This window comes from Ruegeria sp. H7, from assembly GCF_056532945.1.
Genome location: NZ_JBQFNZ010000003.1, coordinates 34,855 through 59,956 on the forward strand (window position 1 = coordinate 34,855; position 25,102 = coordinate 59,956).

Below are 25,102 nucleotides of genomic sequence, written 5' to 3' on the forward strand. Positions count from 1 at the left end.
TTCCGCTGCGAAACAAACGGATAGAACGCATATGACCGACCTGACCCCGCGCGAGATCGTCTCGGAACTGGACCGCTTTATCATCGGGCAGAAAGACGCCAAACGCGCCGTGGCCGTGGCGCTGCGCAACCGCTGGCGGCGCAAGCAACTGTCCGACGATATCCGGGATGAGGTCTATCCAAAGAACATCCTGATGATCGGCCCCACCGGCGTCGGCAAGACCGAGATCAGCCGCCGTCTGGCCAAGCTGGCCCGCGCGCCCTTCATCAAGGTCGAGGCCACCAAGTTCACCGAGGTCGGTTATGTCGGTCGCGACGTCGAACAGATCGTGCGCGATCTGGCCGATGCGGCCATTGTCCAGACCCGCGAATATATGCGCGAGGATGTAAAGGCCCGTGCCCATGAGGCCGCCGAGGATCGCGTCATCACCGCCATTGCAGGCGAAGACGCCCGCGAGGGCACGCGTGAGATGTTCCGCAAGAAGCTGAAAGCGGGCGAGCTGGATGATACGGTGATCGAGCTGGAATTGTCCGATACCTCGAACCCGATGCCCATGCTGGACATTCCCGGCCAGCCAAGTGGCCAGATGGGGATGATGAATCTGGGTGACATTTTCGGCAAGGCCTTTGGCGGGCGCACTGTCAGAAAGCGCATGACCGTGGCCGAAAGCTATGACGCGCTGATCGGGGAAGAGGCAGACAAGCTGCTGGACGATGAAACCGTCACCAAGACTGCGCTGGACTCGGTCGAACAGAACGGCATCGTGTTTCTGGATGAAATCGACAAGGTCTGCGCCCGCTCGGACGCGCGCGGCGGCGACGTCAGCCGCGAGGGGGTGCAGCGCGACCTGCTGCCTCTGATCGAAGGCACCACAGTCAGCACCAAACATGGCCCGGTGAAAACCGACCATATCCTGTTCATCGCGTCAGGCGCGTTCCACATCGCCAAGCCGTCCGACCTGTTGCCGGAATTGCAGGGCCGTCTGCCGATCCGCGTCGAACTGCGCGCCCTGACCGAAGAGGATTTCGTTCGCATCCTGACCGAAACCGACAACGCACTGACCCGCCAATACACCGCCCTGATGGGCACCGAAGAGGTCACGGTCAGCTTTACCGAAGACGGGATCGCGGCACTGGCGCGGATTGCGGCGGATGTGAACCAAAGCGTCGAAAACATCGGCGCGCGGCGGCTTTACACGGTGATGGAGCGGGTGTTCGAGGAACTTTCGTTCAATGCACCGGATCAAGCCGGGGCCGAGATCACCGTGAACGCACAATTCGTGGAAGACAATCTGGGCGAGTTGACCAGATCCACCGACCTCAGCCGTTACGTTCTGTAACAGGTTCAGCCGAAACTTGCCGTCGCACAGGCCCCATGTTGCTGGACGTGGGGCCAGAATTCGATAGCTTAGCGCCAAACGTTCCGGGGGCAGGTCGTGTTGCGCTATTTCATCCTATTGTTTCTATCCCTGTCTCTGGGGGCCTGCGTCGACAGGACGATATCGGAAATCGTTCCGGCCGCGCTGTCGGTTGGCACGCCCAAGACCGTCTTTGCCAGCACGACCCGCGCGCGTGAACCTGACGGATCCTTTGGGTTCCGGCGCGGCGAGGCGCTGCAATTTCTTGAGACCACCGTGTCCATCCCGCCCACGCATACGCCCGGCAGCCTGAAATTCTCTTACGCCAACCCGAACCCGCAAAAGGAATTTGTACTGGCGGAAGTCGAGCAGCTGAACGGCGCCCAAGGGTTGCGGCAGCATCTGCAGGGTCAGGATGATGTGACGATCTTTGTCCACGGCTATAACTCGACCCAGACCGAGACCATTTTTCGCGCGGCTCAGCTGTCTCATGACATCGGCATTCCCGGAACGACGCTGGTCTATTCATGGCCCAGCCGGGCGACCGGCTATGGTTATGCATATGATCTGGACAGCATGTTGTTTGCCCGAGACGGATTGGAACAGACCATTCGAGAGTTGAAGTCCATGGGGGTCAAACGCGTGATCCTGCTGGCGCATTCCATGGGCAGCGCCTTGTCGATGGAGATGATGCGACAGGCCGAGCTTCAGGAACCCGGCTGGTCGAAACGCAACCTCGATGGGGTTGTCCTGATCTCACCCGATCTGGATGTGGATCTGTTCCGCTCGCAGATGAGCCGGATCGCGACCCCGCCTGACCCGTTCATCGTGATGGTATCGCAGAAGGACAAGATCCTGAATGTCTCGGCCCGGCTGCGCGGCACGGCCGAGGGCGAACGGCTGGGCAATATCAGTTCGATCGAGACTTTGCAGGAGTTTCCGATCAACGTGATCGACACGACCGCCTTTAACAGCGATGCGCAATCTTCGCATTTTGTGGCCGCGACCTCGCCGGCGCTGTTGGCCATTCTCAGTTCGCTGCGACGGGTCAGCAACACGTTCGGGCCGGACGAGAGGCCGGGCATCGATATTCTGGTTCCGCCCAGCGAGCGCAATCCAACAGGCGCGACCGAGATTGTTCTGACCGAATCCGGACAGGCCGAGGTGTCGACCCCGTGACGCGGTTCAGCCTGCGTCAGTTTCTTTTCGACAACGCATCCTGGCTTGGCACAGGATTATTGCTGACCTTCCTGTCCAGCTTTGGGCAGACTTTCTTCATTTCGATCTTCGCAGGGGAAATCCGGGCGGATTACGGGCTAAGCCACGGGGCCTGGGGCGGGCTTTATTCGCTGGGTACGCTGGTGGCGGCAGGCGTGATGGTCTGGGCCGGGGGGCTGACCGACATCTTCCGCGTGCGGGCACTGGGCCCGGTCGTTCTGGCAGGTCTGGCCTTGGCCGCGATGGCGATGGCGCTGAACAGCTGGATCGTTCTGTTGCCGCTGGTTGTCTTTTTCCTGCGCCTGTTCGGGCAGGGGATGAGCGTCCATCTGGCGCAGGTAGCGATGGCGCGTTGGTTCACTGCATCGCGGGGCAAAGCCCTGTCCATCGCCTCATTGGGTTATTCAATTGGCGAGTCACTGCTGCCTTTGACCTTTGTCGCAGCGATGGCGTTTCTGGACTGGCGCTGGCTTTGGGTCATTGCAGCGGGTCTGATCCTGCTGGGCATCCCGGTTCTGATCCGCTTGCTGCGTCAGGAACGAACGCCCCAAGCCCTTGCGGACGAGTACGCGGCAACTGGCATGCAGGGGCGTCACTGGACCCGACATGAGGCGCTGTTTCATCCGCTGTTCTGGTGCATGGCCCCGGCAATTCTGGGGCCGTCAGCGTTCATCACCGCCTTCTTCTTCCATCAGGTACATCTGGCCGAGGTCAAGGACTGGCCTCATATCCAGCTGGTTGCCTTGTTTCCGATATTCACGGGGGTTTCAATCCTGTCCATGTTTGCGGCAGGCTGGGCATTGGACAAATGGGGCACCGCGCGGATCATGCCGTTTTACCAGATCCCCATGGCCATCGGATTTGGTGTGTTAGCCTATTCGGACACCATCGGCAATGCTCTGATCGGATTGATCTTTCTGGGCATCACCGCAGGGGCACACAACACTCTGCCCAGCGCCTTCTGGGCCGAGTTCTACGGCACCCGGCATATCGGCGCGATCAAGGCATTGGCGACAGCGCTGATGGTTCTTGGGTCGGCCATCGGCCCGGTTCTGACCGGTGTGCTGATCGACCTCGGGGTTTCGCTCAGCGCGCAATTTCTGTGGGTCGCCGGATTTTTCCTGCTGGTCTGCGCGCTGATCTGGCTGGGCATTCACCGTGCCAAGGCCGATTTCTAGCGACTGCGCCGCAGATAGACGTAATACGCCCCATCCCCGCCATGGCTGATATGGGCGGGCGTCACCTGCATCACCGCCTGCGCCAGCGGAGGGATCGACAGCCAATGCGGCACCTGATTGCGCAGCACGCCACGTGGTGTGGGGATCGGACCGGGCTCATCGCGATCTTTGCCCTTGCCGGTGATCACCAGCACCAGCCGCTTTCCCTGTGCCTGCGCGGTCAGCACGAAGCGCACAAGCGCTGGATGCGCCGTATCGATCCGCATGCCATGCAGGTCCAGCTTGCCCTCGGGCTTCAACTTGCCGCGCTTCATGCGACCGAACGCCTTGGTGTCCATCTGCACCGGTGCAGACCGCAGCGTTTCCGTGATCGACGGCTTCAGCGTGTTCCCGGACGACTTGCCCTGATGGCTCTGACCCAGTTCAAACGCCTCGATCCGCGGTTTCGGCAGTTTCTTGGGCGTTGGTTTCGGCAAGGTCGTCGGGTGCACGGTCTGAGGGATCTCGGGGTGCAGCCGCTCAGCCTGCTTGGCGACCTTGCGCCACAGATCGATCTCTTCACTGGTCAGTTTGCGCCGGGTCATCAGAATTCATCCGGCAACAGGGCGTAGGCGCGTTGGATCGGCAGCAGTACAACCATGCGGCCGGGATCCTTCAACCGCCCAGCCGCCTGACCTGCATCATCCCCGGTTCCAAAGAAAATATCCGCCCGCTGCGCGCCTTTGATCGCCGCGCCGGTGTCCTGCGCGATCATCAATCGACGCAGCGGGTTCTTCCCGTCTTTTTCCACCCAGACAGGGGCACCCAGCGGCGTATAGGCCGGATCGGCGGCGATACTGCGCATGGTGGTGATGGATCGGTTCATGGCCCCCAGCGGCCCTAGTTCGGGCGCAACGCGGCTGACTTCGCGGAAGAACACATAAGATGGGTTGTGAAACAGCAGTTCCGCCCCGGCTTCGGGGTTCTTGCGCACCCAGGCGCGGATCATCTGAGCGCTGACCTCATGCGAGCCCAAAATACCGCGCCGAACCAATTCCACGCCAATCGACCGGTAGGGATGACCATTCGCGCCGCCGTATCCAACACGCAATGCCCCACCATCCGGCAACCGAACCCGCCCCGAGCCCTGAATTTGCAGAAAGAACAGCTCGACCGGATCATCGACCCAGGCGATCTCAAGCCCGCGCCCCTGCATCACATCGCCGGTCAGGATGTCCCTGCGGCTCAGCCACGGACCTTCGGCCCGCGCTTCGGGCGGCATCTTGTAGATCGGGTATTTGAACCGGTCGGAGCGGGTTTTCGACCCGTCCAGTTCGGGTTCAAAATACCCGGTGAACAGTGCGTCTTCACCGTCTTCGACCAGAACCGGGCGAAAGAACAGCTCAAAGAACGCCCGCGCGGCATCGGCGTCGTAGGTCCGGGCCACGCCACATAACGCGCGCCAATCGGGGTCTTTCAGATCGCCGCAGGTGTTGAGAAAAACGGAAAGGGCCGCGCCGTGGTCATCCTCGGCCCAGCCCTGCAGATCGTCAAACGACAGGATAGATCGCGTCGCCTCGGCTCCGGCGGCGCTGGCGGTGGTCATGACGCCCACCAGTAAAAGCGACCGGAGCGTGGCAATCATGCGTCCGTGGCAACAAGCAGCCAGTTCGGATCGTCCTTGCCCATCACACGGGCAAAGGTCCAGCTGTCCTTTTGGCGTTTCACGGTGTTCGGGTTGCCTTCGATAATGTCACCCCCGCGATCGCGCACGACCGAGGTCAGCTCACCAACGAATTTCATGGTGATCTCGGCCTCATTGGTGTCCTTGTCGAAGGACACATCCGCAAGCGTGGTTTCGCGCACACCGATGAACTCGGCCTCGATGGTCAGGCCCTGATCTTCGCGGGCCGCGACAACCGAGACGAAGGTGTCAAACACATCTTCCGCCAGGAAGGGCTGGATTTCGTCCAGATTGCCCTTTTCGAACCCCATTACGATCATCTCATAAGCACCGCGCGCGCCCTGAACAAACTCGCTGACGGAAAAGCTGGGCTCGACCCGCTTCATCGCGGCCAGGGTCTGCGCCTGTTCGCTGTCTTCGGGGACGTGGTCGGTGATGTCATGATCGGGGCCGCCTTCGATCACCTCGAAATCACGACGGGATGCGCCCGTATCGGGCTGATGCGGAACAGGAGGTTTCTCGAAACCTTCACGCGAACCCAATACGCTTTTCAAGCGCAGGATCAGGAAAATGGCAATTCCGGCCAGGACCAGCAACTGGATCATGGGTTCGTTCATTTCATCCTCTTTTCAGAACCGAGACTTTGTGTACGCGGCCTCCTGCCACTATGTAGGTGACAGTTGGTGGCAAGTCCACAGCCCGGCCATATGGAAAGGATAACGCAAATGTATCTGTTCTTGGCATTTTTGTTGGTTCCGATCATCGAAATCGCCCTGTTTATTCAAGTGGGTGGTCTGATCGGCCTATGGCCAACGCTGGGAATTGTGGTCCTGACAGCGGTTTTGGGCACTGTTTTGGTGCGGACACAAGGTCGCATGGCGCTGGGACAATTGCAGCAATCCTTTGCCAAGCTGGACGACCCGACCGAGCCTTTGGCCCATGGGGCCATGATCCTGTTATCCGGCGCATTGCTGCTGACACCCGGATTTTTCACCGATGCCATTGGTTTTGCCCTGCTTATTCCGGGCGTTCGGGTGGCCGTGTTCCGGTATCTGAAGTCCAAAGTCAAAGTCACCCAGTTCCAGATGGGCACGGGTGCCGGGTTTCAGGCCGGGCGCAGCCCGTTCGATCAGGGCGACGTGATTGACGGAGAATTTACCGAGGTGCGCCCCCGGAAAGAGCCCTCGAAGCCTTCAAAATGGGTCGAAGGCCCGCCCCAGCATTGAGGTACCGCCCTCAAGTTGCTAAGCAGTGTCGAATTTCATTTTTGGAGTAGATCCATGGCCGAAGAAAACGCTGCAGAAAACACTGCGGCCCAAGCTGCCCCGCAGGTTCAGATGCGTGTTCTGGGACAGTTCATCCGTGATATGTCCTTTGAAAACGTCATGGCGCAAAAAGGCGTGTCGGGTGACGTACAGCCCGAGATTCAGGTTCAGGTGAACCTGGACGCGAAGAAGCGCCCGACCGAGCATCAGTACGAGGTTTCGGTCAAGCTGAAACTGACCTCGAAAGCCAAGGGCATGGACGATGTCCTGTTCCTGTGCGAACTGGACTATTGCGGCCTGTTCCACGTGGAAGGCGTGCCAGAGGATCAGATCCATCCGTTCCTGATGATCGAATGCCCGCGGATGCTGTTCCCGTTCCTGCGCCGCATCGTCAGCGACATCACCCGCGACGGTGGCTTCCCGCCGGTGAACCTGGACAATATCGATTTCGTGGCACTCTACCGCAACGAATTGATGCGTCGTCAGGCCGCTCAGGCCGAAAAGACCGACGCCTAAGGGTTTGACCCGTGCCTGACCGGTTCAGGCGCGGGTCCACAGGGCGCTGTCGCCCAGTTTTTCAACAAAAGCCTCATGCGCTGCGCGTTCCTCATCGGTGATCCGAGGCGGCAGGGCCGTTGCGCGTGGCGACGGACGCCAGTCATCCGCACCACCTGCACCTGATGCAGCCGAGGTGGACAGGCCGAAATCAGGTTGCCGACCGCCGATCAGTTCCAGATAGACCTCGGCCAGAATTTCCGAGTCCAGCAACGCCCCGTGCAAAACTCGATTGGTATTGTCGATGTTGAACCGGCGGCACAGCGCGTCCAATGACGCGGGTGAACCCGGAAACCGTTTGCGCGCTATGGCCAGCGTATCCAGCGCCTGATCCATGGGAATCTGCGGCAGATTCATCCATCTGAGTTCCGCATTCAGGAATTTCATATCGAAGGATGCGTTGTGGATCACCAGTTTTGAATCCCTGATGAAATCCAGGAAGCCTTGCCCGATCTTGGCAAAAACGGGCTTGTCTTTCAGCGTCACCTCACCCTTTTCGGGCGGGCGCGGGGTGTCCAGCAGATCGGGGCCAATTCCATGCACACCAAATGCCTCTTCGGGCATCGACCGTTCGGGGTTGATATAGACGTGATAGGTCTCACCCGTGGCCACATGGTTCCACAGCTCGACCGCGCCGATCTCGACAATCCGGTCGCCGCTTTCGGGATCAAAGCCTGTGGTTTCGGTATCGAGTACAATCTCACGCATCTGCCATCCCCGCCCGTATCTGCCTGACCACATCCTGCACCTGCGCGCGGGCGTGGTCCAGAGTGTCGGTCACGATCACATAATCCGACCGGGCGCATTTTTCGTCATTTGGCATTTGTTTGGCTCTGATCTGCTCAAACTGCGCCTCGGTCATCGTGCCGCGCGCCATGACGCGGCGCTTTTGTTCTTCGGCCGGGATCGAAACACAGGCGACCGCGTCCATTGCCGCATTGCCGCCGGTTTCAAACAGCAGGGGGATGTCGAACACCAGAATGTCTGCCGTCGCGCTTTCGCGAAAGGCCGCCCGGTCCCCCGCGACCAGAGGATGGACAATGGCCTCAATGGCTTTCAGCGCAGACCCGTCCTGTGAAATGATCTGTTTCAACGCGTCCCGGCTGACCGATCCGTCGATGATGGCGTCAGGATAGGCCGCACCCATCGGGGCAACCGCCGCACCACCCGGCGCATAAAGCCGATGCACCGCCGCATCCGCATCCCACAGCGCGCAGCCTTCATCGACGAACATCTGCGCAGTGGTGCTTTTCCCCATGCCAATCGAGCCAGTCAGGCCAAGCGCAAAGCTCATGCCAATGCCGCCGCGCGAGTATCGGTGTCAACCTCGGGGCGGACACCGAACCAACGCTCGAACCCAGGAACCGCCTGATGCAGCAACATGCCAAGGCCATCGACCGTGGTGCACCCGGCGTCTTCTGCTGTTTTCAGAAGGTTGGTCTTTAGCGGCGCGTAAACCAGATCGGTCACCACCGCTCCGGGCTGCAACCCGTCCAGCGGCACGCGCAATTCCGGCTGACCCTGCATGCCCAGCGAGGTTGTGTTGACCACAAGCTCCGCATTTTCCACGACATTTCCGGCCTGAACCCAATCGACCACGGTGACGCGTTGGCCGAACTCCTCTTTCAGATGGTCCGCCCGCGCGCGGGTGCGGTTGGTCAGCAGAATCTCGGGCACGCCAGCTTCGGCCAAGGCCTGCAGAACTGCGCGCGCCGCCCCCCCGGCCCCAAACACCACGGCTGGCCCGTCCTGAGCGTTCCAGTCCGGCGCGCCGCTGCGCAGGTTCTCCATGAACCCGTACCCATCGGTGTTGTCGGCATGGATCGAGCCATCCTCGCGAAACACCAGCGTATTGGCTGCCCCGATCACCGTTGCCCGGTCAGAGACATGATCGGCGATCCGCAGTGCGGCTTCTTTATGGGGCACGGTCACATTCGCGCCCACAAACCCGGCCTTGGGCAGGGTCCGCAGTACGGTTTCAAGATCCGCAGGGGCCACATCCATCGGAATGTAATGCCCCGGCAACCCATAGGTTTTCAGCCAATGCCCATGCAGCTTGGGCGACCGGGAATGCCCGATCGGATGCCCGATCACCCCGGCCAGAGGTACCCGATAGTCCGTCATTGATCGATCACCCCTTTGACAGCCAGATAGTTGAGCAGTTCCAACAAGGGCATACCCAAAACGTTAAAATAGTCGCCGTCAATGGTTGCAAACAGGCGCACACCTTCTTCTTCCAGCTTGTACCCCCCGACCGCGTGGCGAATGCTGTCCCAGTTCCGGTCGATGTAATCACGCAAATAGGCATCGGAACTCATCCGCATCCGCAGGCGGACCTGTCCTATATGTCGCCAGATCGGCTCACCATCCTGATAGATCACAGCTGCCGACAACAGCATATGCCGCTTGCCACGCATCGCCTTGAGCTGCGCAAACGCGTCCTCGGGCGTTTTCGGTTTCGACAGCAACTGGCCCTCGAAATCCAGCACCTGATCGCAACCCAGCACCATCGCGCCGGGGGACTTGTCGCTGATCTTGCGCGCCTTCATCTCGGCCAGCGCATCTGCGATGTCGCGGGGCGAGGCCTCTTCAGCCAGCAGTGCGCGCTTTATGGTATCCTCATCCACGCGCGCCACCTGCACGGTGAAAGGCACGCCTGCATTTTCCAGCAGCTGCGCGCGAATGCTTGAGCCCGAGGCCAGGATGATGGGGACAGACATGTGGACAACCCCGTGTGCAAATCGTTGAGCGTTCTTGGACGCTTTGTATGGTTTTCCGATTGACACGCAAGCCCGGGAAATCTGCTCGAAACTTCCCCGAGTCGCCCGAACGCTGTCCATCCGGGACAAGGATAACTCGGAACCAAGGGATAACTGAATCCCCCATAGATATTCAGGCAGTTATCCCCAGAGGGTGCAAGATGATCTATTGATAAGTATCTGTTATTTAATATCTATTTCTGAAACTCACAGAATCGGCCTGCATCTCGTCAAAACTGTCCACCTGGGGAAAACCAAGGGGTAAAAAAGTAATCCACGGAAATTACGCACCCTACAAAACCATCTTCCTTTCTTCTTTCATATTTTTTTATTAGGGAGAGTTCCGAGCAACGACCGGAGCCGGAATGACTGATCTGCTTTTCACGATCTACCCATGGGTGAAGGCACTGCATATCATGGCCGTGATCTCATGGATGGCTGGCCTGTTCTATTTGCCCCGATTGTTCGTCTATCACGTTGAAAAGGCGCAGGCCGTCGACGGCGCGCAGGAGATCTTCTTTGAAATGGAAGAAAAGCTGCTGCGCGTGATCATGCGTCCCGCGATGATCGTCGCCTGGGTGTGCGGCCTGATCATGGTGTTCACGCCGGGCATCGTCGGATGGGATTTTGCCTGGCCCTGGCTGAAAGGGGCAGCGGTGATCGGGATGACCTGGTTCCATCACTGGCTGATGGCCCGGCGCAAGGACTTCTTTGAGGGGCGAAATACGCTCACAGGGCGGCAGTATCGCATGATGAACGAGGTTCCGACCGTTTTGATGGTAATCATCGTCCTGGCGGTCGTTCTGAAGTTCTAGGCACTTTACGTTTTCAGAAAGAAAGAAGAGTCGAAACGCGCGTTCGAGCGTAGCGAGAGGCAGCGTGTTTCGATGACGATGAAATTTAAAGTGGTTTCAGGCGCTGTTTGACTCCGGTCGCAGGCGCGCTTATGTAGGGGTCAACACGCCCGTCCGGGCGGCGTATCTTCCGTACTGAAATTCCACTTCGTGCCGCGCTGTCAGCGGTGAAGGTATATATCATGTCCTCTGAATCCCTGAATCTGGCCGACTTGAAGGCCAAAAGCCCCAAAGACCTTCTGGCGATGGCCGAAGAGCTGGAAATCGAAAACGCCTCGACCATGCGCAAGGGCGAGATGATGTTCCAGATCCTGCGCGAACGCGCGGATGAGGGCTGGACCGTTGGCGGCGATGGTGTGCTTGAGGTTCTGCAGGACGGCTTCGGCTTCTTGCGCTCGCCCGAGGCGAACTATCTGCCGGGTCCCGATGACATCTATGTCTCGCCCGACATGATCCGTCTGCATTCGCTGCGCACCGGCGACACTGTTGAAGGCGAAATCAAAGCGCCGGATGATAGCGAGCGGTATTTCGCGCTGACCAAGGTCACAAAGATCAACTTTGAAGACCCTGAGAAGGCCAAGCACAAAATCCTGTTCGACAACCTGACGCCGCTCTACCCAGATGAGCGGCTGAAGATGGAGATCGAAGATCCAACCATCAAGGACAAGTCGGCCCGTGTGATCGATCTGGTCTCGCCCATCGGTAAAGGCCAGCGGTCGCTGATCGTGGCGCCGCCGCGGACCGGTAAGACGGTGATTCTGCAGAACATCGCCCATTCGATCGAACAGAACCACCCGGAGTGTTATCTGATCGTCCTGCTGATCGACGAACGCCCCGAAGAGGTGACGGACATGCAGCGCTCGGTGAAGGGTGAGGTTGTGTCTTCGACCTTCGACGAACCGGCGACGCGTCACGTGGCCGTGTCCGAAATGGTGATCGAAAAAGCCAAGCGTCTGGTCGAACATAAACGAGATGTTGTAATTCTTCTCGACTCGATCACAAGACTTGGTAGGGCGTTCAACACCGTGGTCCCGTCCTCGGGTAAGGTTCTGACCGGCGGTGTGGACGCAAACGCTCTGCAACGCCCGAAACGCTTCTTTGGTGCGGCCCGGAACATCGAAGAGGGTGGCTCGCTAACCATCATCGCCACGGCGCTGATCGACACCGGCAGCCGGATGGACGAGGTGATCTTTGAAGAATTCAAAGGCACCGGTAACTCGGAAATCGTTCTGGATCGCAAGATCGCCGACAAACGCGTGTTCCCGGCGATCGATATTCTCAAATCCGGCACCCGGAAAGAGGACCTGTTGGTCGACAAGGGCGATCTGGCCAAGACGTTTGTTCTGCGCCGCATCCTCAACCCGATGGGCACGACCGACGCCATCGAGTTCCTGTTGTCCAAGTTGAAACAGACCAAGACAAACGGCGAGTTCTTCGATTCGATGAACACCTGACACAGGTCTTAACCCACGCGAGGCCTTCGAATGGATACGATATTCGCCTTGGCCAGCGCGCAAGGCAAAGCAGGGGTGGCGGTCATCCGCCTCTCTGGCCCTGTCGCCCGTACCGCTGCGGAAAAGATAGCCGGTGGCCCTCTTCCGCCGCGGGGTATGAACCTGCGCACCCTGCGGGACGCAGATGGCGCGCGTCTGGATGATGGGCTGATCCTGACCTTTCGGGCCCCGGCCAGCTTTACCGGTGAAGACGTCGCCGAGTTGCAAATCCACGGCAGTACCGCCGCCGTCAATGCTGTGATGCGATGCCTGTCTGAGACTGACGGGTTGCGTCTGGCCGAACCCGGAGAATTCACCCGTCGCGCCCTTGAAAACGGCAAGATGGACCTGACTCAGGTCGAGGGTCTGGCAGACCTGATCGACGCCGAAACCGAAGCGCAACGCAAACAGGCACAGACGATTCTGGCCGGAGAGTTGGGTAATCTGGCCGAACGCTGGCGGCGCGATCTGATCCGGGCTGCATCCCTGTTGGAGGCTGTGATTGATTTCGCCGATGAAGAGGTTCCCACCGATGTGACCCCGGAAGTCCGGCAGTTGATCTTAGGCGTGAGCACAGAGTTGCAACGCGAAGCAGACAGTGTTCGGATCGCAGAACGCATACGAACCGGGTTCGAAGTTGCCATTGTAGGCCTGCCCAATGCAGGCAAGTCCACTCTGTTGAACGCTTTGGCCGGGCGCGAGGCTGCAATCACGTCGGAATATGCGGGTACAACGCGGGATGTGATCGAAGTGCGCATGGATCTGGCCGGGCTGCCGGTCACTCTGTTGGATACAGCCGGGTTGCGCGACACCGAAGATCATGTCGAAAACCTGGGTATTGCGCTGGCGAAGAAGCGCGCGGAAGCAGCTGACTTGCGTGTTTTCCTCACCGACGATCCATCAGAGCTTGGCGTCGAAATGCGGTCCGGTGACATTCAGGTCAGGCCGAAAGCGGATCTTCAGCAAGGTGGTACGCTCGGTGTCTCGGGTAAAACCGGGCAAGGGATAGATGAGCTGATTTCCAACATATCGTGTGTTCTTGGTGAACGAACCACTAGCCATGGTATAGCTACCCGCGAACGGCACAGGATTGCGCTGATCAACGCCAAAGAGGCGTTGACCGTTACCATGTCGGTTCTGGAATCAGGCCCGGACCTGTATGATATTGCAGCAGAAGAACTGCGCACCGCGATCCGCGCGCTTGAGGTTTTGGTCGGCAGAATTGGGGTCGAAGATTTGTTGGACGAAATCTTCTCAAGCTTCTGTCTTGGAAAATAAGGAGTGTTTCACGTGAAACATTCGGACTTCGATGTTGTAGTCATAGGCGCCGGCCATGCGGGAACCGAAGCCGCTCACGCCGCGGCCCGTATGGGAGCGGCGACAGCACTGGTCACGTTGTCCGCATCCGACATCGGGGTCATGTCCTGCAACCCGGCCATTGGTGGGCTGGGGAAGGGCCATCTTGTGCGCGAAATCGACGCGCTGGATGGCGTTATGGGTCGGGTCGCGGATCAGGCGGGTATCCAGTTTCGTCTTTTGAACCGCCGCAAAGGCCCGGCGGTGCAGGGGCCCAGAACCCAAGCCGACCGCGCGCTGTACCGCGCGGCGATGCAGAAAGAGACGGAAGGCCAGAGCAATCTGTCAGTCATTGTTGGTGAAGTGATCGATTTTCTGATGGATGGGGAGCGCGTGGCCGGAGTGAAACTCGGCGACGGTTCAGAGGTCAAAGCGCGCGCTGTCATCCTTACATCCGGTACCTTCCTGCGCGGCGTTATTCATATCGGTGACGTGTCCAAGCCCGGAGGCCGCATGGGCGACCGACCCTCTGTCAAACTGGCAGAGCGGCTGGACAGCTACAACCTGCCGACCGGACGCCTGAAAACAGGTACACCACCTCGGCTGGACGGGCGAACCATCGACTGGACCGGGTTAGAGCGGCAGGACGGGGATGATGAACCGACCCTGTTTTCGTTCTTGTCGACTTCGGTTGTCGCGCCCCAAATCTCCTGCGGGATCACACATACAAACGCGCGGACCCATGAGATTATTGAAAAAAACCTAAGTAAATCGGCGATGTATGGCGGTCATATCGACGGTGTTGGGCCTCGGTATTGCCCGTCAATTGAAGATAAGATTGTTCGGTTCGCGGATAAGGACTCGCATCAGATCTTCCTGGAACCGGAAGGCGTGAATGATCATACAATATACCCCAACGGGATCTCAACCTCGCTGCCGCAAGACGTGCAGCTGGACTATGTCCGGTCGATCAAAGGGTTGGAACAGGCCGAGATCCTTCAGCCTGGATATGCGATTGAATATGATTACGTCGATCCGCGTGTGTTGACCGCAAGATTGTCTCTGCCGGATGTTCCCGGACTATATCTTGCGGGTCAGATCAATGGCACCACAGGATATGAGGAGGCGGCAGCCCAAGGCATGGTCGCGGGCCTCAACGCGGCATTGGACGTACAGGGCAAAGATCCGCTGCATTTCACGCGGGCCGATAGCTATATCGGCGTCATGATTGATGATCTGACAACCCGAGGGGTGGCTGAGCCGTACCGTATGTTCACCTCACGCGCCGAGTTTCGGTTGTCTCTGCGGGCGGACAATGCGGACCAACGCTTGACCCCGCTGGGGGTGCAGACTGGATGTGTTGGTCAGGAACGCCGTGTCCATTTTGAAGCCAAAATGGACAAGTTGGATGCCGCCAAATCGCTGCTGACCCAGCAGACATACACCCCAAAACAGGTCCGAGAGGCTGGAATCAACGTCAATCAGGACGGAAATCGCCGGGATGGGATGGCGATTCTGGCGTTTCCTGACGTCTCTTTTGAAGATATGTTGCCGCTCATTCCTCAGTTGACCTCGGTGGAACCTGATATTCGGCTGCAGATTGCGCGGGATGCGCTGTATGCGAATTACATCGCACGACAGCAGCGCGACGTCGAAGCCATGAAGCGTGATGAGTCCTATGTTATTCCGCGCGAATTCGATTTCTTTTCGCTCGATGGGTTGTCATCAGAGATGAAACAGAAACTCTCGCAAGCCAAACCAGCAAATATCGCCCAAGCCAGCAGGGTTGAAGGCGTGACTCCGGCGGCTTTGACACTGGTGCTGGCCAAGTTGCGTCGGGACGAAAAAGCGCGAAAAGCATGACTCTGGACCATTCAAAACTCGATGCGCTCGATGTTTCACGTGAAACATTCGAGCGGCTGAGCCTCTATGTTGACCTGGTGAAGCGCTGGAATCCAAGGATCAACCTGGTATCGCGTAACAGCATGAATGACATCTGGAATCGGCACATTCTGGATTCAGTACAGGTGTTCCGGTGCGCTGATCCCTTTGAAGCCTGGGCTGATCTGGGTAGCGGTGGCGGTTTTCCCGGGATGGTCTGTGCGATCATTGCTGTGGAAGAGGCGCCGAACACCCATTTTCGTTTTGTCGAAAGCGATCAAAGGAAATCTGCTTTTCTGCGGAATGTCGCGCGGGAATGCGGGGTTTCCTGCCAGGTGATCTCCAAAAGGATCGAAGCGATTGATCCATTGGGCGCTGACATCCTATCAGCCCGGGCCCTGGCAGACTTGAATACGCTTTTGTCATTTTGTGACAGGCATTTAAGCGAGTTCGGCACGGCCTTGTTGCCGAAAGGCGCGAACTGGAAAAAAGAACTGGTCGAGGCACAGGAAGAATGGAAATTCGAAGCCGAGCCGATTACAAGTTTAACAGAACCCCAGGCTGTCATCCTTAAGATCAAAGGAGTATCACGTGGTTGATCTGTCTCGTCCTTCCGGGCCCCGGATAATTGCGGTTGCCAATCAGAAGGGCGGAGTTGGAAAGACAACCACGGCGATCAATCTGGCAGCAGGGTTGGCCGAGGCCGGATGCCGCGTTTTGGTGGTTGACTTGGATCCTCAGGGTAATGCTTCAACCGGGCTGGGTGTCGAAGATCGGGATTGGACCACCTACGACCTCATTCTTGACGATGCGCCCTTGGAAGCGGTTGTGCAGGAGACCGAGATTGATGGGCTGTTTGTCGTTCCGGCCACTGTTGACCTGAGTTCTGCCGATATCGAACTGATTTCCAACGAAAAACGCAGCTATCTGTTGCATGATGCGCTGCGTCAGACCTCGATCGACAGTTTTGAGCTTGATTTTGTTCTGATCGACTGCCCCCCATCCCTGAATTTGTTGACTGTGAACGCCATGGTTGCCGCCCATTCGGTGCTGGTTCCATTGCAAAGCGAATTCTTCGCGCTGGAAGGTCTTTCGCAGCTTATGCTGACGATCAGAGAGGTTCGGCAAACCGCGAATCCGGACCTGAGAATCGAAGGTGTTGTGTTGACCATGTATGACAACCGCAACAACTTGTCCCGTCAGGTCGAAAAAGATGCGCGTGACAATCTGGGTGAGATGGTTTTTAAAACCAAGATACCGCGGAATGTCCGGGTCAGTGAGGCCCCGTCTTATGCGTTGCCTGTTTTGCAATATGATTCAGGTTCGCTTGGGGCGATGGCGTATCGGCATCTGGCCCGCGAAGTCATGCACAAGAACAATAAAGTCGCCGCTTAAGCGGCAGTGAGGAGGGCGACGTGAGCGCCAAGAAAGCAAAACCAAGGGGGCTGGGACGCGGGTTGTCTGCCCTGATGGCGGATGTAACTCAGGAAGCTGATGGTCTCGCACCGACTCAGCCGCGTCGACCTGACCTGACGGTTCCGATTGAAAAGCTGCAAGCCAACCCAAATCAGCCGCGCCGGACGTTTTCGCCAGAGCAGTTGGATGAGCTCGCGGCCTCGGTCAAGGAAAAGGGCATCATCCAGCCCCTGATCGTGCGGTCCATCGGCGAAGGCGCCTATGAAATCGTCGCGGGCGAGCGTCGTTGGCGCGCAGCGCAAATGGCGCAACTGCATGATATTCCAGTCATAGTTCGGGATTTCGACGATACCGAGGTTCTGGAAGTTGCAATCATTGAAAACATTCAGCGGGCCGATCTGAACGCGGTGGAAGAAGCCGCCGGATATAAACAGTTGATGGACCGGTTTGGTCACACGCAGGAAAAACTGGCCGAGGCCTTGGGCAAAAGCCGCAGCCATATTGCAAACCTTCTGCGTCTTTTGTCCCTGCCGTTGGACGTGCAGACATTGGTGATCGAAGGCAAACTGTCCGCAGGGCATGCGCGGGCGCTGATCACGGCCGAGAATCCGTCGGAACTTGCCAAACAGGTTGTTAAGGAAGGTCTGTCCGTCCGCGCCACCGAGGCTTTGGTGAAGAAGCAACAGCAGGGTGATACTGACCGCCCCGCGCCGAAGTCGCGAAACCTGAATGCGGGCAAGGATGCGGATACGCGGGCGCTGGAGAAGGATCTTTCGGCTATTCTGGCGATGAAAGTGTCGATCAATCACAAGCCGGGAACCGAGACCGGGCAGGTTGTTCTGACCTATGAGAATCTGGATCAGCTGGACGATTTGTGTGCCAAACTCAGCCGCTAGGCCGGGTCCAGATAAAGACCATGACGCCGCCCAGAACGACGGCTTGAATGATCAGGACATGGGGCGGCGCGGATAGCACGACCGAGAGGCCGAACACGGCGGCGACCGACAAGGTGGCCGCCTTTTTTGCGGCTGGACGAATGGCACCGGATCGCTGCCAGTCCAGGATCATTGGCCCGAACAGCCTATGCGTGATCAGCCAGTTATGAAGGCGGGAGGAGGATCGGGCGAAAAAAAACGCAGCCAGCAACAGAAAAGGCACCGTAGGCAGCAACGGCAGAACGACTCCGACCATTGCAAGCGCAACGCAAACAAGTCCCAGCCCGGCCCAGAGAAACTGCATTCGCTACTCCAAAAGCTCTCGGATCACGGCATTCAAAACCGCGCGCCCATCTGCTGTTGCACTAAGCCGCCCGTTCTGATGGCAGATCATGCCAATATCGGTCAGGTGATCCAGTGCGTCCGAGGGCAGGGGTAGGCCAGATAACCGACTGTATCGATCAATATCTAGTCCTTCAGCTACGCGCATACCCATCATAAGGTATTCTTTGGCTTGATCCGTCGGGGATAACGTTGTGCGCTCTTTTTCCCCGTTGCCTTGTGTGGCCGCTTTCAGCCAGCGGTCCGGGTTCAGGTAGGTCTCGGTTGCGTGTTTCTGGCCGTTCAACGTGACCCGCCCATGGGCACCGGGACCGATCCCCACGTAATCGCCATAGCGCCAATAGATCAGATTGTGCCGGGATTCCGCACCGGGGCGGGCATGGTTGGAGACCTCATAGGCAGGCAGGCCGTGGGCGTCGCAGATGTCCTGCGTGGCCAAGTACATATCGGCGGCGCTGTCATCTTCGGGCAGGCCGCGCAGTTTGCCGACGGCGTAACGGTCGCCAAAGGCGGTGCCGTCCTCGATGGTCAGTTGGTACAGCGACAGGTGGTCGACAGCCATCGACAATGCATCAGACAGTTCCGCGCGCCACGCGTCCAGCGTCTGGTGTTGGCGGGCATAGATTAGATCGAAACTGACCCGGTCAAAGCAATTGCGCGCGATGTCATAGGCGGCGCGGGCCTCGGCCACGGTATGGATGCGGCCCAACCGGCGCAGGTCGTCGTCATTCAGCGCCTGCACGCCCATCGAGATGCGGTTCACACCCGCGTCGCGATAAGCGGCGAACCGGCCAGCCTCGACCGAGCCGGGATTGGCCTCAAGCGTGATTTCCATATCGTTCGACGGGCGCCACAGGGCGCGGGCCGTATCTATTACCGCCGCGACCGTTTCGGGGTCCATCAGGGAAGGCGTGCCGCCGCCAAAGAAAATCGTATCAAGGACACGATCCGGGGTTTCGGCGGCGCTGCGGTGCAACTCGCCCAGATACGCAACAAGCCATTGTTTTTGATCAATATTTCTGGAAACGTGACTGTTGAAGTCGCAATAGGGGCATTTGGCCTCGCAAAAGGGCCAATGCACATACAGGCCAAAGCCCCCGTTGCGCCAATCATCCGCCAAAGCAGCCTTTCACGAACATCTCCACCGCGCGGCCGCGATGGCTGATCTTGTTCTTTTCCCAGCGATCCATTTCGGCAAAGGTAATGTCATGGCCCTCGGGGACAAACATCGGATCATAGCCGAACCCGTCCTTGCCACGGATTGGCCAGGTCAGATGGCCGGGGGCGATGCCTTCGAACACCTCATCATGCCCGTCGGGCCAGGCAAGAACCAGCGTGCAGCGGAATTGCGCGGTGCGCGGATGAGGGGCGTTTTTCGCCTCGAGTTCGTTATGGGCGCGGGTCATCGCCATCAGGAAATCGCGGCCCTCGCCGGTTTCGGCCCAATCGGCGGTGTAAACGCCCGGCGCACCGTCCAGCGCGTCGATGGTGATCCCGGAATCGTCCGACAGGGCAGGCAGGCCGGTGGCCTTTGCCGCGGCATGAGCTTTGATCCGGGCGTTGCCGACAAAGGTATCCTCGGTCTCTTCCGGTTCCGGCAGGTTCATCTCGCCTGCGCCCACGACGGTCACACCAAAGGGCTCAAGCAGATGCGCCATCTCCTCAAGCTTGCCTGTGTTATGGGTGGCGACCAGAAGCCTGTCGCCGTCGAACTTGCGGGTCATGCGGTGGCGGCTTTCTGTGCGGCGGCCAGTTCACCGACGCCTTTTTCGGCCAAATCCATCAGCTGATCCATCTGCGCGCGACTGAAGACCGAGCCTTCGGCGCTCATCTGCACTTCGATCAGTTTGCCCGAGCCGGTCATGATGAAGTTTCCATCGACGCCCGCTTCGCTGTCCTCGGGGTAGTCCAGATCCAGAACCGGCTGACCAGCGTAAATCCCGCAGGACACGGCGGCAACAGGGTCCACCAGCGGATCGGAAATCACATCGCCCGCCTTCATCAGCTTGTTCACCGCCAGACGCAGCGCCACCCAACCGCCGGTGATCGAGGCGCAACGGGTGCCGCCATCGGCCTGGATCACATCACAGTCTATTGTGATCTGACGTTCACCCAAGGCAACCCGATCCACACCGGCACGCAGGGCGCGGCCGATCAGGCGCTGGATTTCCACGGTGCGCCCGCCTTGCTTGCCGCTTGCCGCCTCACGCCGCATCCTTGTGTTGGTCGCGCGGGGCAGCATTCCGTATTCGGCAGTAACCCAGCCCAGACCCGAGCCCTTGATGAACGGCGGCACGCGATCCTCGATGGTGGCGGTGCACAGTATATGGGTATCGCCCATCTTGATCAGGCAGGAACCTTCGGCATGTTTGGTAAAGCCGGTCTCGATTGAAACCGCGCGCATTTCGTTTAGATCACGTCCTGAGGGTCGCATGGAAAATCCTTTGTTTGCTGGGTTGGGGATAACGCCCCGCAGCGTTACGATGCAACCCCGATTGACCTTTCATTTGCCTGCGATTTAATGACGGCCCAGCAGGGGAACGCAGATGAGCGAAGCAAGCAGAATTCTGGACGAGATGAATGACCGGTCGCGTGAGGTGTTCCGGCTGATCGTCGAAAGCTATCTGGACAGTGGTGAACCCGTTGGAAGCCGCACCCTGACCCGTACGCTGTCCGAGAAAGTCAGCGCCGCGACCGTGCGTAACGTGATGCAGGATCTTGAGTTTCTGGGCCTGCTCGACAGCCCCCATGTCAGCGCGGGCCGCGTACCGACGCAGATGGGCTTGCGGATGTTTGTTGATGGGCTGCTGGAGGTCGGCGATCTCGGCGCCGATGATCGGCAGAAACTGGATGAGACTTTAGGCTCTAACGCGGGCGATGTGGGCGGAATGCTGGACCGAGTGGGGTCGGCCTTGTCACACGTGACACATGGGGCCTCGCTGGTTCTGACCCCCAAACATGAGACCGAGATCAAACATATCGAGTTTGTCTCACTGGCGCATGATCGCGCGCTGGTGGTTCTGGTGTTCTCGGACGGGCATGTGGAAAACCGCCTGTTCACGCCACCACCCGGACAGACGCCCAGTTCGATGCGCGAGGCGGCGAATTTCCTGAATGCGCTGATCGAGGGGCGCACGCTGAGCGAAGTTCGCCGTCAGATGCAAAGCCAGATCGACGCGCGCAAACAGGAAATCGACGTGCTGGCGCGTGAGATGGTCGAAAGCGGCATGGCCGCCTGGGATGGGGACGGGGGCGACTCGGCCCGTTTGATCGTGCGGGGGCGGGCGAATCTGCTGGGTGACTCGGGCGAGGCCGAGGAGCTGGACCGTATCCGCACCCTGTTTGACGATCTGGAACGCAAACGTGACATCGCGGAATTTCTGGAATTGACCGAAGAAGGCGACGGTGTGCGCATTTTTATCGGCTCCGAGAACAAACTTTTCTCACTTTCGGGTTCCTCTTTGGTGGTGTCTCCATATATGAACGCTGATCGAAAGATTATCGGTGCGGTTGGGGTCATCGGGCCCACGCGTCTGAACTATGGACGGATCGTGCCGATCGTGGATTATACGGCGCAACTGGTCGGCAAGCTGATATCCGACCGGAGCTAGAGGGTAAGAGATGGCAGAGCCCAAGAACGAAGATTTTCTGGACGATATCGCAACCGCCGAGGCGGAAGAGTTGGCCGAAGAGCTGATGGATATCAGCGAAGAGGCGCTGGAGATCGACGCGCTGCGTGCCGAGCGGGACGATTACAAGGACAAGTTCATGCGCGCGCTGGCGGATGCCGAGAATGCGCGCAAGCGTGGCGACAAGGCGCGCCGCGATGCGGAACAGTATGGCGGATCGAAACTGGCACGCGACATGCTGCCGGTTTACGACAACATGAAACGCGCGCTTGAGGCGGCAACGGATGAGCAGAAAGAAGTGGCTGCCGGTTTGCTGGAAGGTGTTGAGCTGACCATGCGGGCGCTGAAGGATGTGTTCCAGAAGCACGGGATCGAGGTGATCACGCCCGAAGTTGGCGACCGTTTCGATCCGAATGTGCATGAGGCGATGTTTGAGGCTCCGGTGCCGGGGACCCGCGCGGGCGATATCATTCAGGTTTCTGCCGAAGGGTTCATGCTGCATGACCGGTTGCTGCGTCCGGCGCAGGTTGGGGTGTCGTCGACACCTGCGAGCTGATTGGCCTCTGCGAGGCCAAGCCTCCGGCGGAGGTATTTTTGAACAGAAGAAGGGGCGGTCAGGATTTGGCCGCCTCTTTCAGTTTGTAGATCAGGTCGAGGGCCTCGCGCGGGGTAAGCTCGTCCGGCAGAATATCCGCCAGCATGTCGGTGACAGGGGAAGCCTTGGGGGCTGGCGGCGGCGGGGGCGGCGCGGCGGAGAACAGGGGCAGGTCATCGATCAGGGCTTTTTGCTTGCCGCCTTCGCGTTCGGTTTTTTCCAGCTGGTCCAGTACGATACGCGCCCGGTCCACCACCGATGCGGGCAGGCCTGCAAGCTGGGCGACCTGTACGCCGTAGGACCGGTCGGCGGCGCCTTTGTGGACCTCGTGCAGGAAGATCACCTCGCCTTCCCACTCCTTGACCGCCACGGTGGCGTTGTCGACGCCTTCGAGTTTACCGGCCAGCGCGGTGAGTTCGTGGTAGTGGGTCGCAAAGAGCGCGCGGCATTGGTTGGCCGCGTGAAGATGTTCCAATGTGGCCCAGGCGATCGACAACCCGTCATAAGTGGCGGTGCCGCGGCCAATCTCGTCGAGGATCACCAGCGCGCGGTCGTCGGCCTGGTTCAGGATGGCGGCGGTTTCTACCATTTCCACCATGAAGGTCGAGCGGCCCCGTGCCAGATCGTCGGATGCGCCGACACGGCTGAACAACTGGCTGACGAGGCCGATATGGGCCTTCTCTGCCGGGACGTAGCTGCCCATTTGCGCCAATAAGGCGATCAGGGCGTTCTGGCGCAGGAAGGTTGATTTACCCGCCATGTTGGGGCCGGTCAGCAGCCAGATGGCGGCACCCTTGTCGGCGCTGAGGTCGCAGTCATTGGCGATGAAGGCATCGCCACCTTGCTGGCGCAGGGCGTGTTCGACAACCGGGTGGCGACCGCCCTGAACGTCGAAGGCGCGCGAGGTGTCGACCTGCGGGCAGCACCAGTTTTCGCCGCGTGCCAGATCGGCCAGCGCGGTGGTCAGATCGAGTTCGGCCAGCCCTCGGGCGGCTTGATTCAGATGCGCAGCTTTGGCCAGAATCTCACCAGAAATCCTTTGATAGAGCCTTTTTTCAATCTCCAGCGCCAGATTACCCGCATTCAGGATGCGGGTTTCGATCTCGGACAGTTCAACGGTGGTGAACCGCACCTGATTGGCGGTGGTCTGGCGGTGGATATAGGTCTCGGAGAACGGCGGGTTCAGCATCTTTTCGGCATGGGTTGCCGTGGTTTCGATGAAATAGCCAAGCACGTTGTTGTGTTTGATCTTCAGCGATGTGATGCCGGTATGTTCCGCGTATTTCTGCTGAAACCCTGCAATGACGGATCGGCCTTCGTCGCGCAGGGTGCGGGCCTCGTCCAACTCGCTGTCGAAACCGGGGGCGATGAAGCCACCGTCGCGGGCCAGCAGGGGCGGTTCGGCGACAAGGGCGTCGTCCAGCAGGGTCAGCAGGTCGTCGAAACCGGTCAGGTTCTGCACGGCGGTGGCCAGAAGGACGGGTAGGTCTTGCGGGGCGCAGAGTTCGGCGATGGTCGCCGCCTGCGCCAGACCGTTGCGGATGGCGGCGAGATCGCGGGGGCCACCGCGTTCCAGCGAAAGCCGCGACAGGGCGCGGTCCAGATCGGGGGTTTTGCGCAACGCCTCGCGCAGGTCCGAGGCGGTCAGGCTGTCTTCGGTGGCGAAGCTCACCGCGTCCAGACGGGCGTGGATGACGTCGAGATTGCGCGAGGGGCTGGAGAGGCGCTGTTCCAGCAGCCGCGCGCCGCCCGGTGTGACTGTGCGGTCGACCACCGACAGCAGCGATCCGGCGCGTCCGCCGGACAAAGATCGGGTCAGTTCCAGATTGCGCCGGGTGGCGGCGTCGATCTGGACCACTCGGTCTTCAGATTCTTTCAGAGGCGTTTGCAGCAGGGGCAGTTTGCCCTTTTGCGTGATCTCCAGATAGTCGATCAGCGCGCCCATTGCCGAAATCTCGGCGCGTCCAAACGTGCCGAACGCGTCCAAAGCGCCCACGTGAAACAACCCGCAGATGCGTTTTTCTGCCGCGGTGCTGTCGAAACTGGCGCGCCCGATGGGAGTGAGTGAAATGCCCAGATCGCGGACGGATTCCTGCAGAGGCTGTTCCGACCCGTCTGCCACGATCAACTCGGACGGGGCAAGCCGGGCCAGTTCGGGGCTGAGGCGTATGGACGTCAAAGGCATCACGTGAAACGCACCGGTGGAAATGTCGGCCCAGGCCAAAGCGGCCTCATCCCGGACCTCGGCATAAGCGGCCAGAAAGTTGTGGCGGCGGGCCTCAAGCAGCGCGTCCTCTGTCAGAGTGCCGGGTGTCACCAGACGTACGACATCGCGCTTTACCACCGATTTAGAGCCTCTTTTCTTCGCCTCGGCCGGGCTTTCCATCTGTTCGCAGACGGCCACGCGGAACCCTTTGCGGATCAGGGTCAGCAAATAGCCCTCGGCGGCATGAACCGGCACGCCGCACATCGGAATGTCGGTGCCGTTATGCTTGCCGCGTTTGGTCAGGGCGATATCCAACGCCTCGGCGGCATTCACCGCATCCTCGAAAAACATCTCGTAGAAATCGCCCATGCGATAAAACAGCAGGGCATCGGCATGGGCCTCTTTGATCTCGAGATATTGCGCCATCATCGGCGTGACTGTGGACAAAAGCGGCCCCCTT

The 25,102-nt window shown here is 59.2% G+C and carries 26 protein-coding genes; 14 read left to right on the plus strand and 12 right to left on the minus strand.

Annotated elements, in window-relative coordinates; all coding sequences use genetic code 11:
* Positions 1 to 31 precede the first annotated feature (31 nt).
* The 3 genes from hslU to ACR0AC_RS08995 all read left to right on the plus strand — a co-directional run bounded on the left by hslU (position 32) and on the right by ACR0AC_RS08995 (position 3,753).
* The gene (gene hslU / locus ACR0AC_RS08985; protein ID WP_480872896.1) at positions 32 to 1,339 is read left to right on the plus strand and encodes an ATP-dependent protease ATPase subunit HslU; all 1,308 of its coding nucleotides are present in this window, start codon (positions 32 to 34) and stop codon (positions 1,337 to 1,339) included.
* Positions 1,340 to 1,435: 96 nt separating this feature from the next.
* Positions 1,436 to 2,536: an alpha/beta hydrolase gene (locus ACR0AC_RS08990; RefSeq protein WP_480872898.1), complete on the plus strand. Its 1,101-nt coding sequence runs from the start codon at positions 1,436 to 1,438 to the stop codon at positions 2,534 to 2,536.
* Positions 2,533 to 3,753 (plus strand): MFS transporter, encoded by a 1,221-nt coding sequence (locus tag ACR0AC_RS08995; protein ID WP_480872900.1) that lies wholly within the window; start codon positions 2,533 to 2,535, stop codon positions 3,751 to 3,753. The genes ACR0AC_RS08990 and ACR0AC_RS08995 overlap by 4 nt, the downstream gene beginning before the upstream one ends.
* Here ACR0AC_RS08995 and ACR0AC_RS09000 read toward each other — a convergent pair.
* Genes ACR0AC_RS09000 through ACR0AC_RS09010 form a run of 3 tightly spaced genes read right to left on the minus strand, consistent with a single transcriptional unit; the run spans position 3,750 to position 6,033 of the window.
* Complete coding sequence (locus ACR0AC_RS09000) at positions 3,750 to 4,337, minus strand: Smr/MutS family protein (RefSeq protein ID WP_480626468.1); 588 nt, start codon at positions 4,335 to 4,337, stop codon at positions 3,750 to 3,752. The genes ACR0AC_RS08995 and ACR0AC_RS09000 overlap by 4 nt on opposite strands.
* Positions 4,337 to 5,377: a murein transglycosylase A gene (gene mltA, locus ACR0AC_RS09005; protein WP_480626469.1), complete on the minus strand. Its 1,041-nt coding sequence runs from the start codon at positions 5,375 to 5,377 to the stop codon at positions 4,337 to 4,339. Before mltA ends, ACR0AC_RS09000 begins: the two co-directional genes overlap by 1 nt.
* A complete protein-coding gene (locus tag ACR0AC_RS09010; RefSeq protein ID WP_480626470.1) occupies positions 5,374 to 6,033 on the minus strand; it encodes a Tim44/TimA family putative adaptor protein in 660 nt (219 codons plus the stop codon). The genes mltA and ACR0AC_RS09010 overlap by 4 nt, the downstream gene beginning before the upstream one ends.
* 108 nt (positions 6,034 to 6,141) lie before the next feature.
* On the opposite strand from ACR0AC_RS09010, the gene ACR0AC_RS09015 reads away from it, so the two are divergent.
* Positions 6,142 to 6,642, plus strand: a complete 501-nt coding sequence (locus ACR0AC_RS09015) for an FxsA family protein (protein WP_480626471.1) — start codon at positions 6,142 to 6,144, stop codon at positions 6,640 to 6,642.
* 54 nt (positions 6,643 to 6,696) lie between these two features.
* Positions 6,697 to 7,197: a protein-export chaperone SecB gene (gene secB / locus ACR0AC_RS09020; protein WP_170453344.1), complete on the plus strand. Its 501-nt coding sequence runs from the start codon at positions 6,697 to 6,699 to the stop codon at positions 7,195 to 7,197.
* Between the two features lie 24 nt (positions 7,198 to 7,221).
* Here the strand turns inward: secB and dnaQ are convergent, their stop codons facing one another.
* From dnaQ to ACR0AC_RS09040, 4 genes are read right to left on the minus strand one after another with little or no spacing between them, the layout of a single operon-like run.
* Positions 7,222 to 7,944, minus strand: coding sequence for a DNA polymerase III subunit epsilon (gene dnaQ / locus ACR0AC_RS09025; RefSeq protein WP_480872903.1), 723 nt, complete (start codon positions 7,942 to 7,944; stop codon positions 7,222 to 7,224).
* Positions 7,937 to 8,530 (minus strand): dephospho-CoA kinase, encoded by a 594-nt coding sequence (gene coaE / locus ACR0AC_RS09030; RefSeq protein ID WP_170453346.1) that lies wholly within the window; start codon positions 8,528 to 8,530, stop codon positions 7,937 to 7,939. The genes dnaQ and coaE overlap by 8 nt, the downstream gene beginning before the upstream one ends.
* Positions 8,527 to 9,360 carry a shikimate dehydrogenase gene (locus tag ACR0AC_RS09035; protein WP_480872905.1) on the minus strand — a complete coding sequence of 278 codons (834 nt, stop codon included), beginning with the start codon at positions 9,358 to 9,360 and terminating at the stop codon, positions 8,527 to 8,529. The genes coaE and ACR0AC_RS09035 overlap by 4 nt, the downstream gene beginning before the upstream one ends.
* The gene (locus tag ACR0AC_RS09040; RefSeq protein ID WP_480872907.1) at positions 9,357 to 9,956 is read right to left on the minus strand and encodes a Maf family protein; all 600 of its coding nucleotides are present in this window, start codon (positions 9,954 to 9,956) and stop codon (positions 9,357 to 9,359) included. Before ACR0AC_RS09040 ends, ACR0AC_RS09035 begins: the two co-directional genes overlap by 4 nt.
* Positions 9,957 to 10,360: 404 nt before the next feature.
* Here ACR0AC_RS09040 and ACR0AC_RS09045 point away from each other — a divergent pair, with 404 nt between their 5' ends.
* The 7 genes from ACR0AC_RS09045 (at position 10,361) to ACR0AC_RS09075 (ending at position 17,831) form a co-directional block, all read left to right on the plus strand.
* Positions 10,361 to 10,810 (plus strand): CopD family protein, encoded by a 450-nt coding sequence (locus ACR0AC_RS09045; protein ID WP_480872909.1) that lies wholly within the window; start codon positions 10,361 to 10,363, stop codon positions 10,808 to 10,810.
* Positions 10,811 to 11,031: 221 nt separating this feature from the next.
* Positions 11,032 to 12,303 (plus strand): transcription termination factor Rho, encoded by a 1,272-nt coding sequence (gene rho, locus ACR0AC_RS09050; RefSeq protein WP_170453350.1) that lies wholly within the window; start codon positions 11,032 to 11,034, stop codon positions 12,301 to 12,303.
* A 30-nt stretch (positions 12,304 to 12,333) separates the two neighbouring features.
* On the plus strand, positions 12,334 to 13,620 hold the full coding sequence (mnmE, locus tag ACR0AC_RS09055) for a tRNA uridine-5-carboxymethylaminomethyl(34) synthesis GTPase MnmE (RefSeq protein ID WP_480583261.1): 1,287 nt from the start codon (positions 12,334 to 12,336) through the stop codon (positions 13,618 to 13,620).
* A 12-nt stretch (positions 13,621 to 13,632) separates the two neighbouring features.
* The gene (gene mnmG, locus ACR0AC_RS09060) at positions 13,633 to 15,501 is read left to right on the plus strand and encodes a tRNA uridine-5-carboxymethylaminomethyl(34) synthesis enzyme MnmG (protein WP_480872912.1); all 1,869 of its coding nucleotides are present in this window, start codon (positions 13,633 to 13,635) and stop codon (positions 15,499 to 15,501) included.
* Positions 15,498 to 16,118 carry a 16S rRNA (guanine(527)-N(7))-methyltransferase RsmG gene (gene rsmG / locus ACR0AC_RS09065; protein ID WP_480872913.1) on the plus strand — a complete coding sequence of 207 codons (621 nt, stop codon included), beginning with the start codon at positions 15,498 to 15,500 and terminating at the stop codon, positions 16,116 to 16,118. Before mnmG ends, rsmG begins: the two co-directional genes overlap by 4 nt.
* Complete coding sequence (locus ACR0AC_RS09070) at positions 16,111 to 16,914, plus strand: AAA family ATPase (protein WP_170453354.1); 804 nt, start codon at positions 16,111 to 16,113, stop codon at positions 16,912 to 16,914. Before rsmG ends, ACR0AC_RS09070 begins: the two co-directional genes overlap by 8 nt.
* Before the next feature lie 20 nt (positions 16,915 to 16,934).
* A complete protein-coding gene (locus tag ACR0AC_RS09075; protein WP_170735526.1) occupies positions 16,935 to 17,831 on the plus strand; it encodes a ParB/RepB/Spo0J family partition protein in 897 nt (298 codons plus the stop codon).
* Here ACR0AC_RS09075 and ACR0AC_RS09080 read toward each other — a convergent pair.
* Genes ACR0AC_RS09080 through rph form a run of 4 tightly spaced genes read right to left on the minus strand, consistent with a single transcriptional unit; the run spans position 17,821 to position 20,646 of the window.
* On the minus strand, positions 17,821 to 18,174 hold the full coding sequence (locus ACR0AC_RS09080; RefSeq protein ID WP_170520898.1) for a YbaN family protein: 354 nt from the start codon (positions 18,172 to 18,174) through the stop codon (positions 17,821 to 17,823). The genes ACR0AC_RS09075 and ACR0AC_RS09080 overlap by 11 nt on opposite strands.
* Before the next feature lie 3 nt (positions 18,175 to 18,177).
* Positions 18,178 to 19,332, minus strand: coding sequence for a radical SAM family heme chaperone HemW (gene hemW, locus ACR0AC_RS09085; RefSeq protein WP_170453357.1), 1,155 nt, complete (start codon positions 19,330 to 19,332; stop codon positions 18,178 to 18,180).
* Positions 19,322 to 19,936: an RdgB/HAM1 family non-canonical purine NTP pyrophosphatase gene (gene rdgB / locus ACR0AC_RS09090; RefSeq protein ID WP_170453358.1), complete on the minus strand. Its 615-nt coding sequence runs from the start codon at positions 19,934 to 19,936 to the stop codon at positions 19,322 to 19,324. Before rdgB ends, hemW begins: the two co-directional genes overlap by 11 nt.
* Entirely contained in the window at positions 19,933 to 20,646 is a 714-nt protein-coding gene (rph, locus tag ACR0AC_RS09095) for a ribonuclease PH (RefSeq protein WP_480780822.1), read from the minus strand. The genes rdgB and rph overlap by 4 nt, the downstream gene beginning before the upstream one ends.
* A 112-nt stretch (positions 20,647 to 20,758) precedes the next feature.
* Between rph and hrcA the strand changes: the two genes are divergently transcribed.
* Entirely contained in the window at positions 20,759 to 21,823 is a 1,065-nt protein-coding gene (hrcA, locus tag ACR0AC_RS09100; RefSeq protein WP_170735535.1) for a heat-inducible transcriptional repressor HrcA, read from the plus strand.
* Between the two features lie 10 nt (positions 21,824 to 21,833).
* Entirely contained in the window at positions 21,834 to 22,397 is a 564-nt protein-coding gene (locus ACR0AC_RS09105; protein ID WP_170453361.1) for a nucleotide exchange factor GrpE, read from the plus strand.
* Between the two features lie 58 nt (positions 22,398 to 22,455).
* Here ACR0AC_RS09105 and mutS read toward each other — a convergent pair whose 3' ends face one another.
* Positions 22,456 to 25,071: a DNA mismatch repair protein MutS gene (gene mutS, locus ACR0AC_RS09110; protein ID WP_170453689.1), complete on the minus strand. Its 2,616-nt coding sequence runs from the start codon at positions 25,069 to 25,071 to the stop codon at positions 22,456 to 22,458.
* Positions 25,072 to 25,102: the final 31 nt, after the last annotated feature.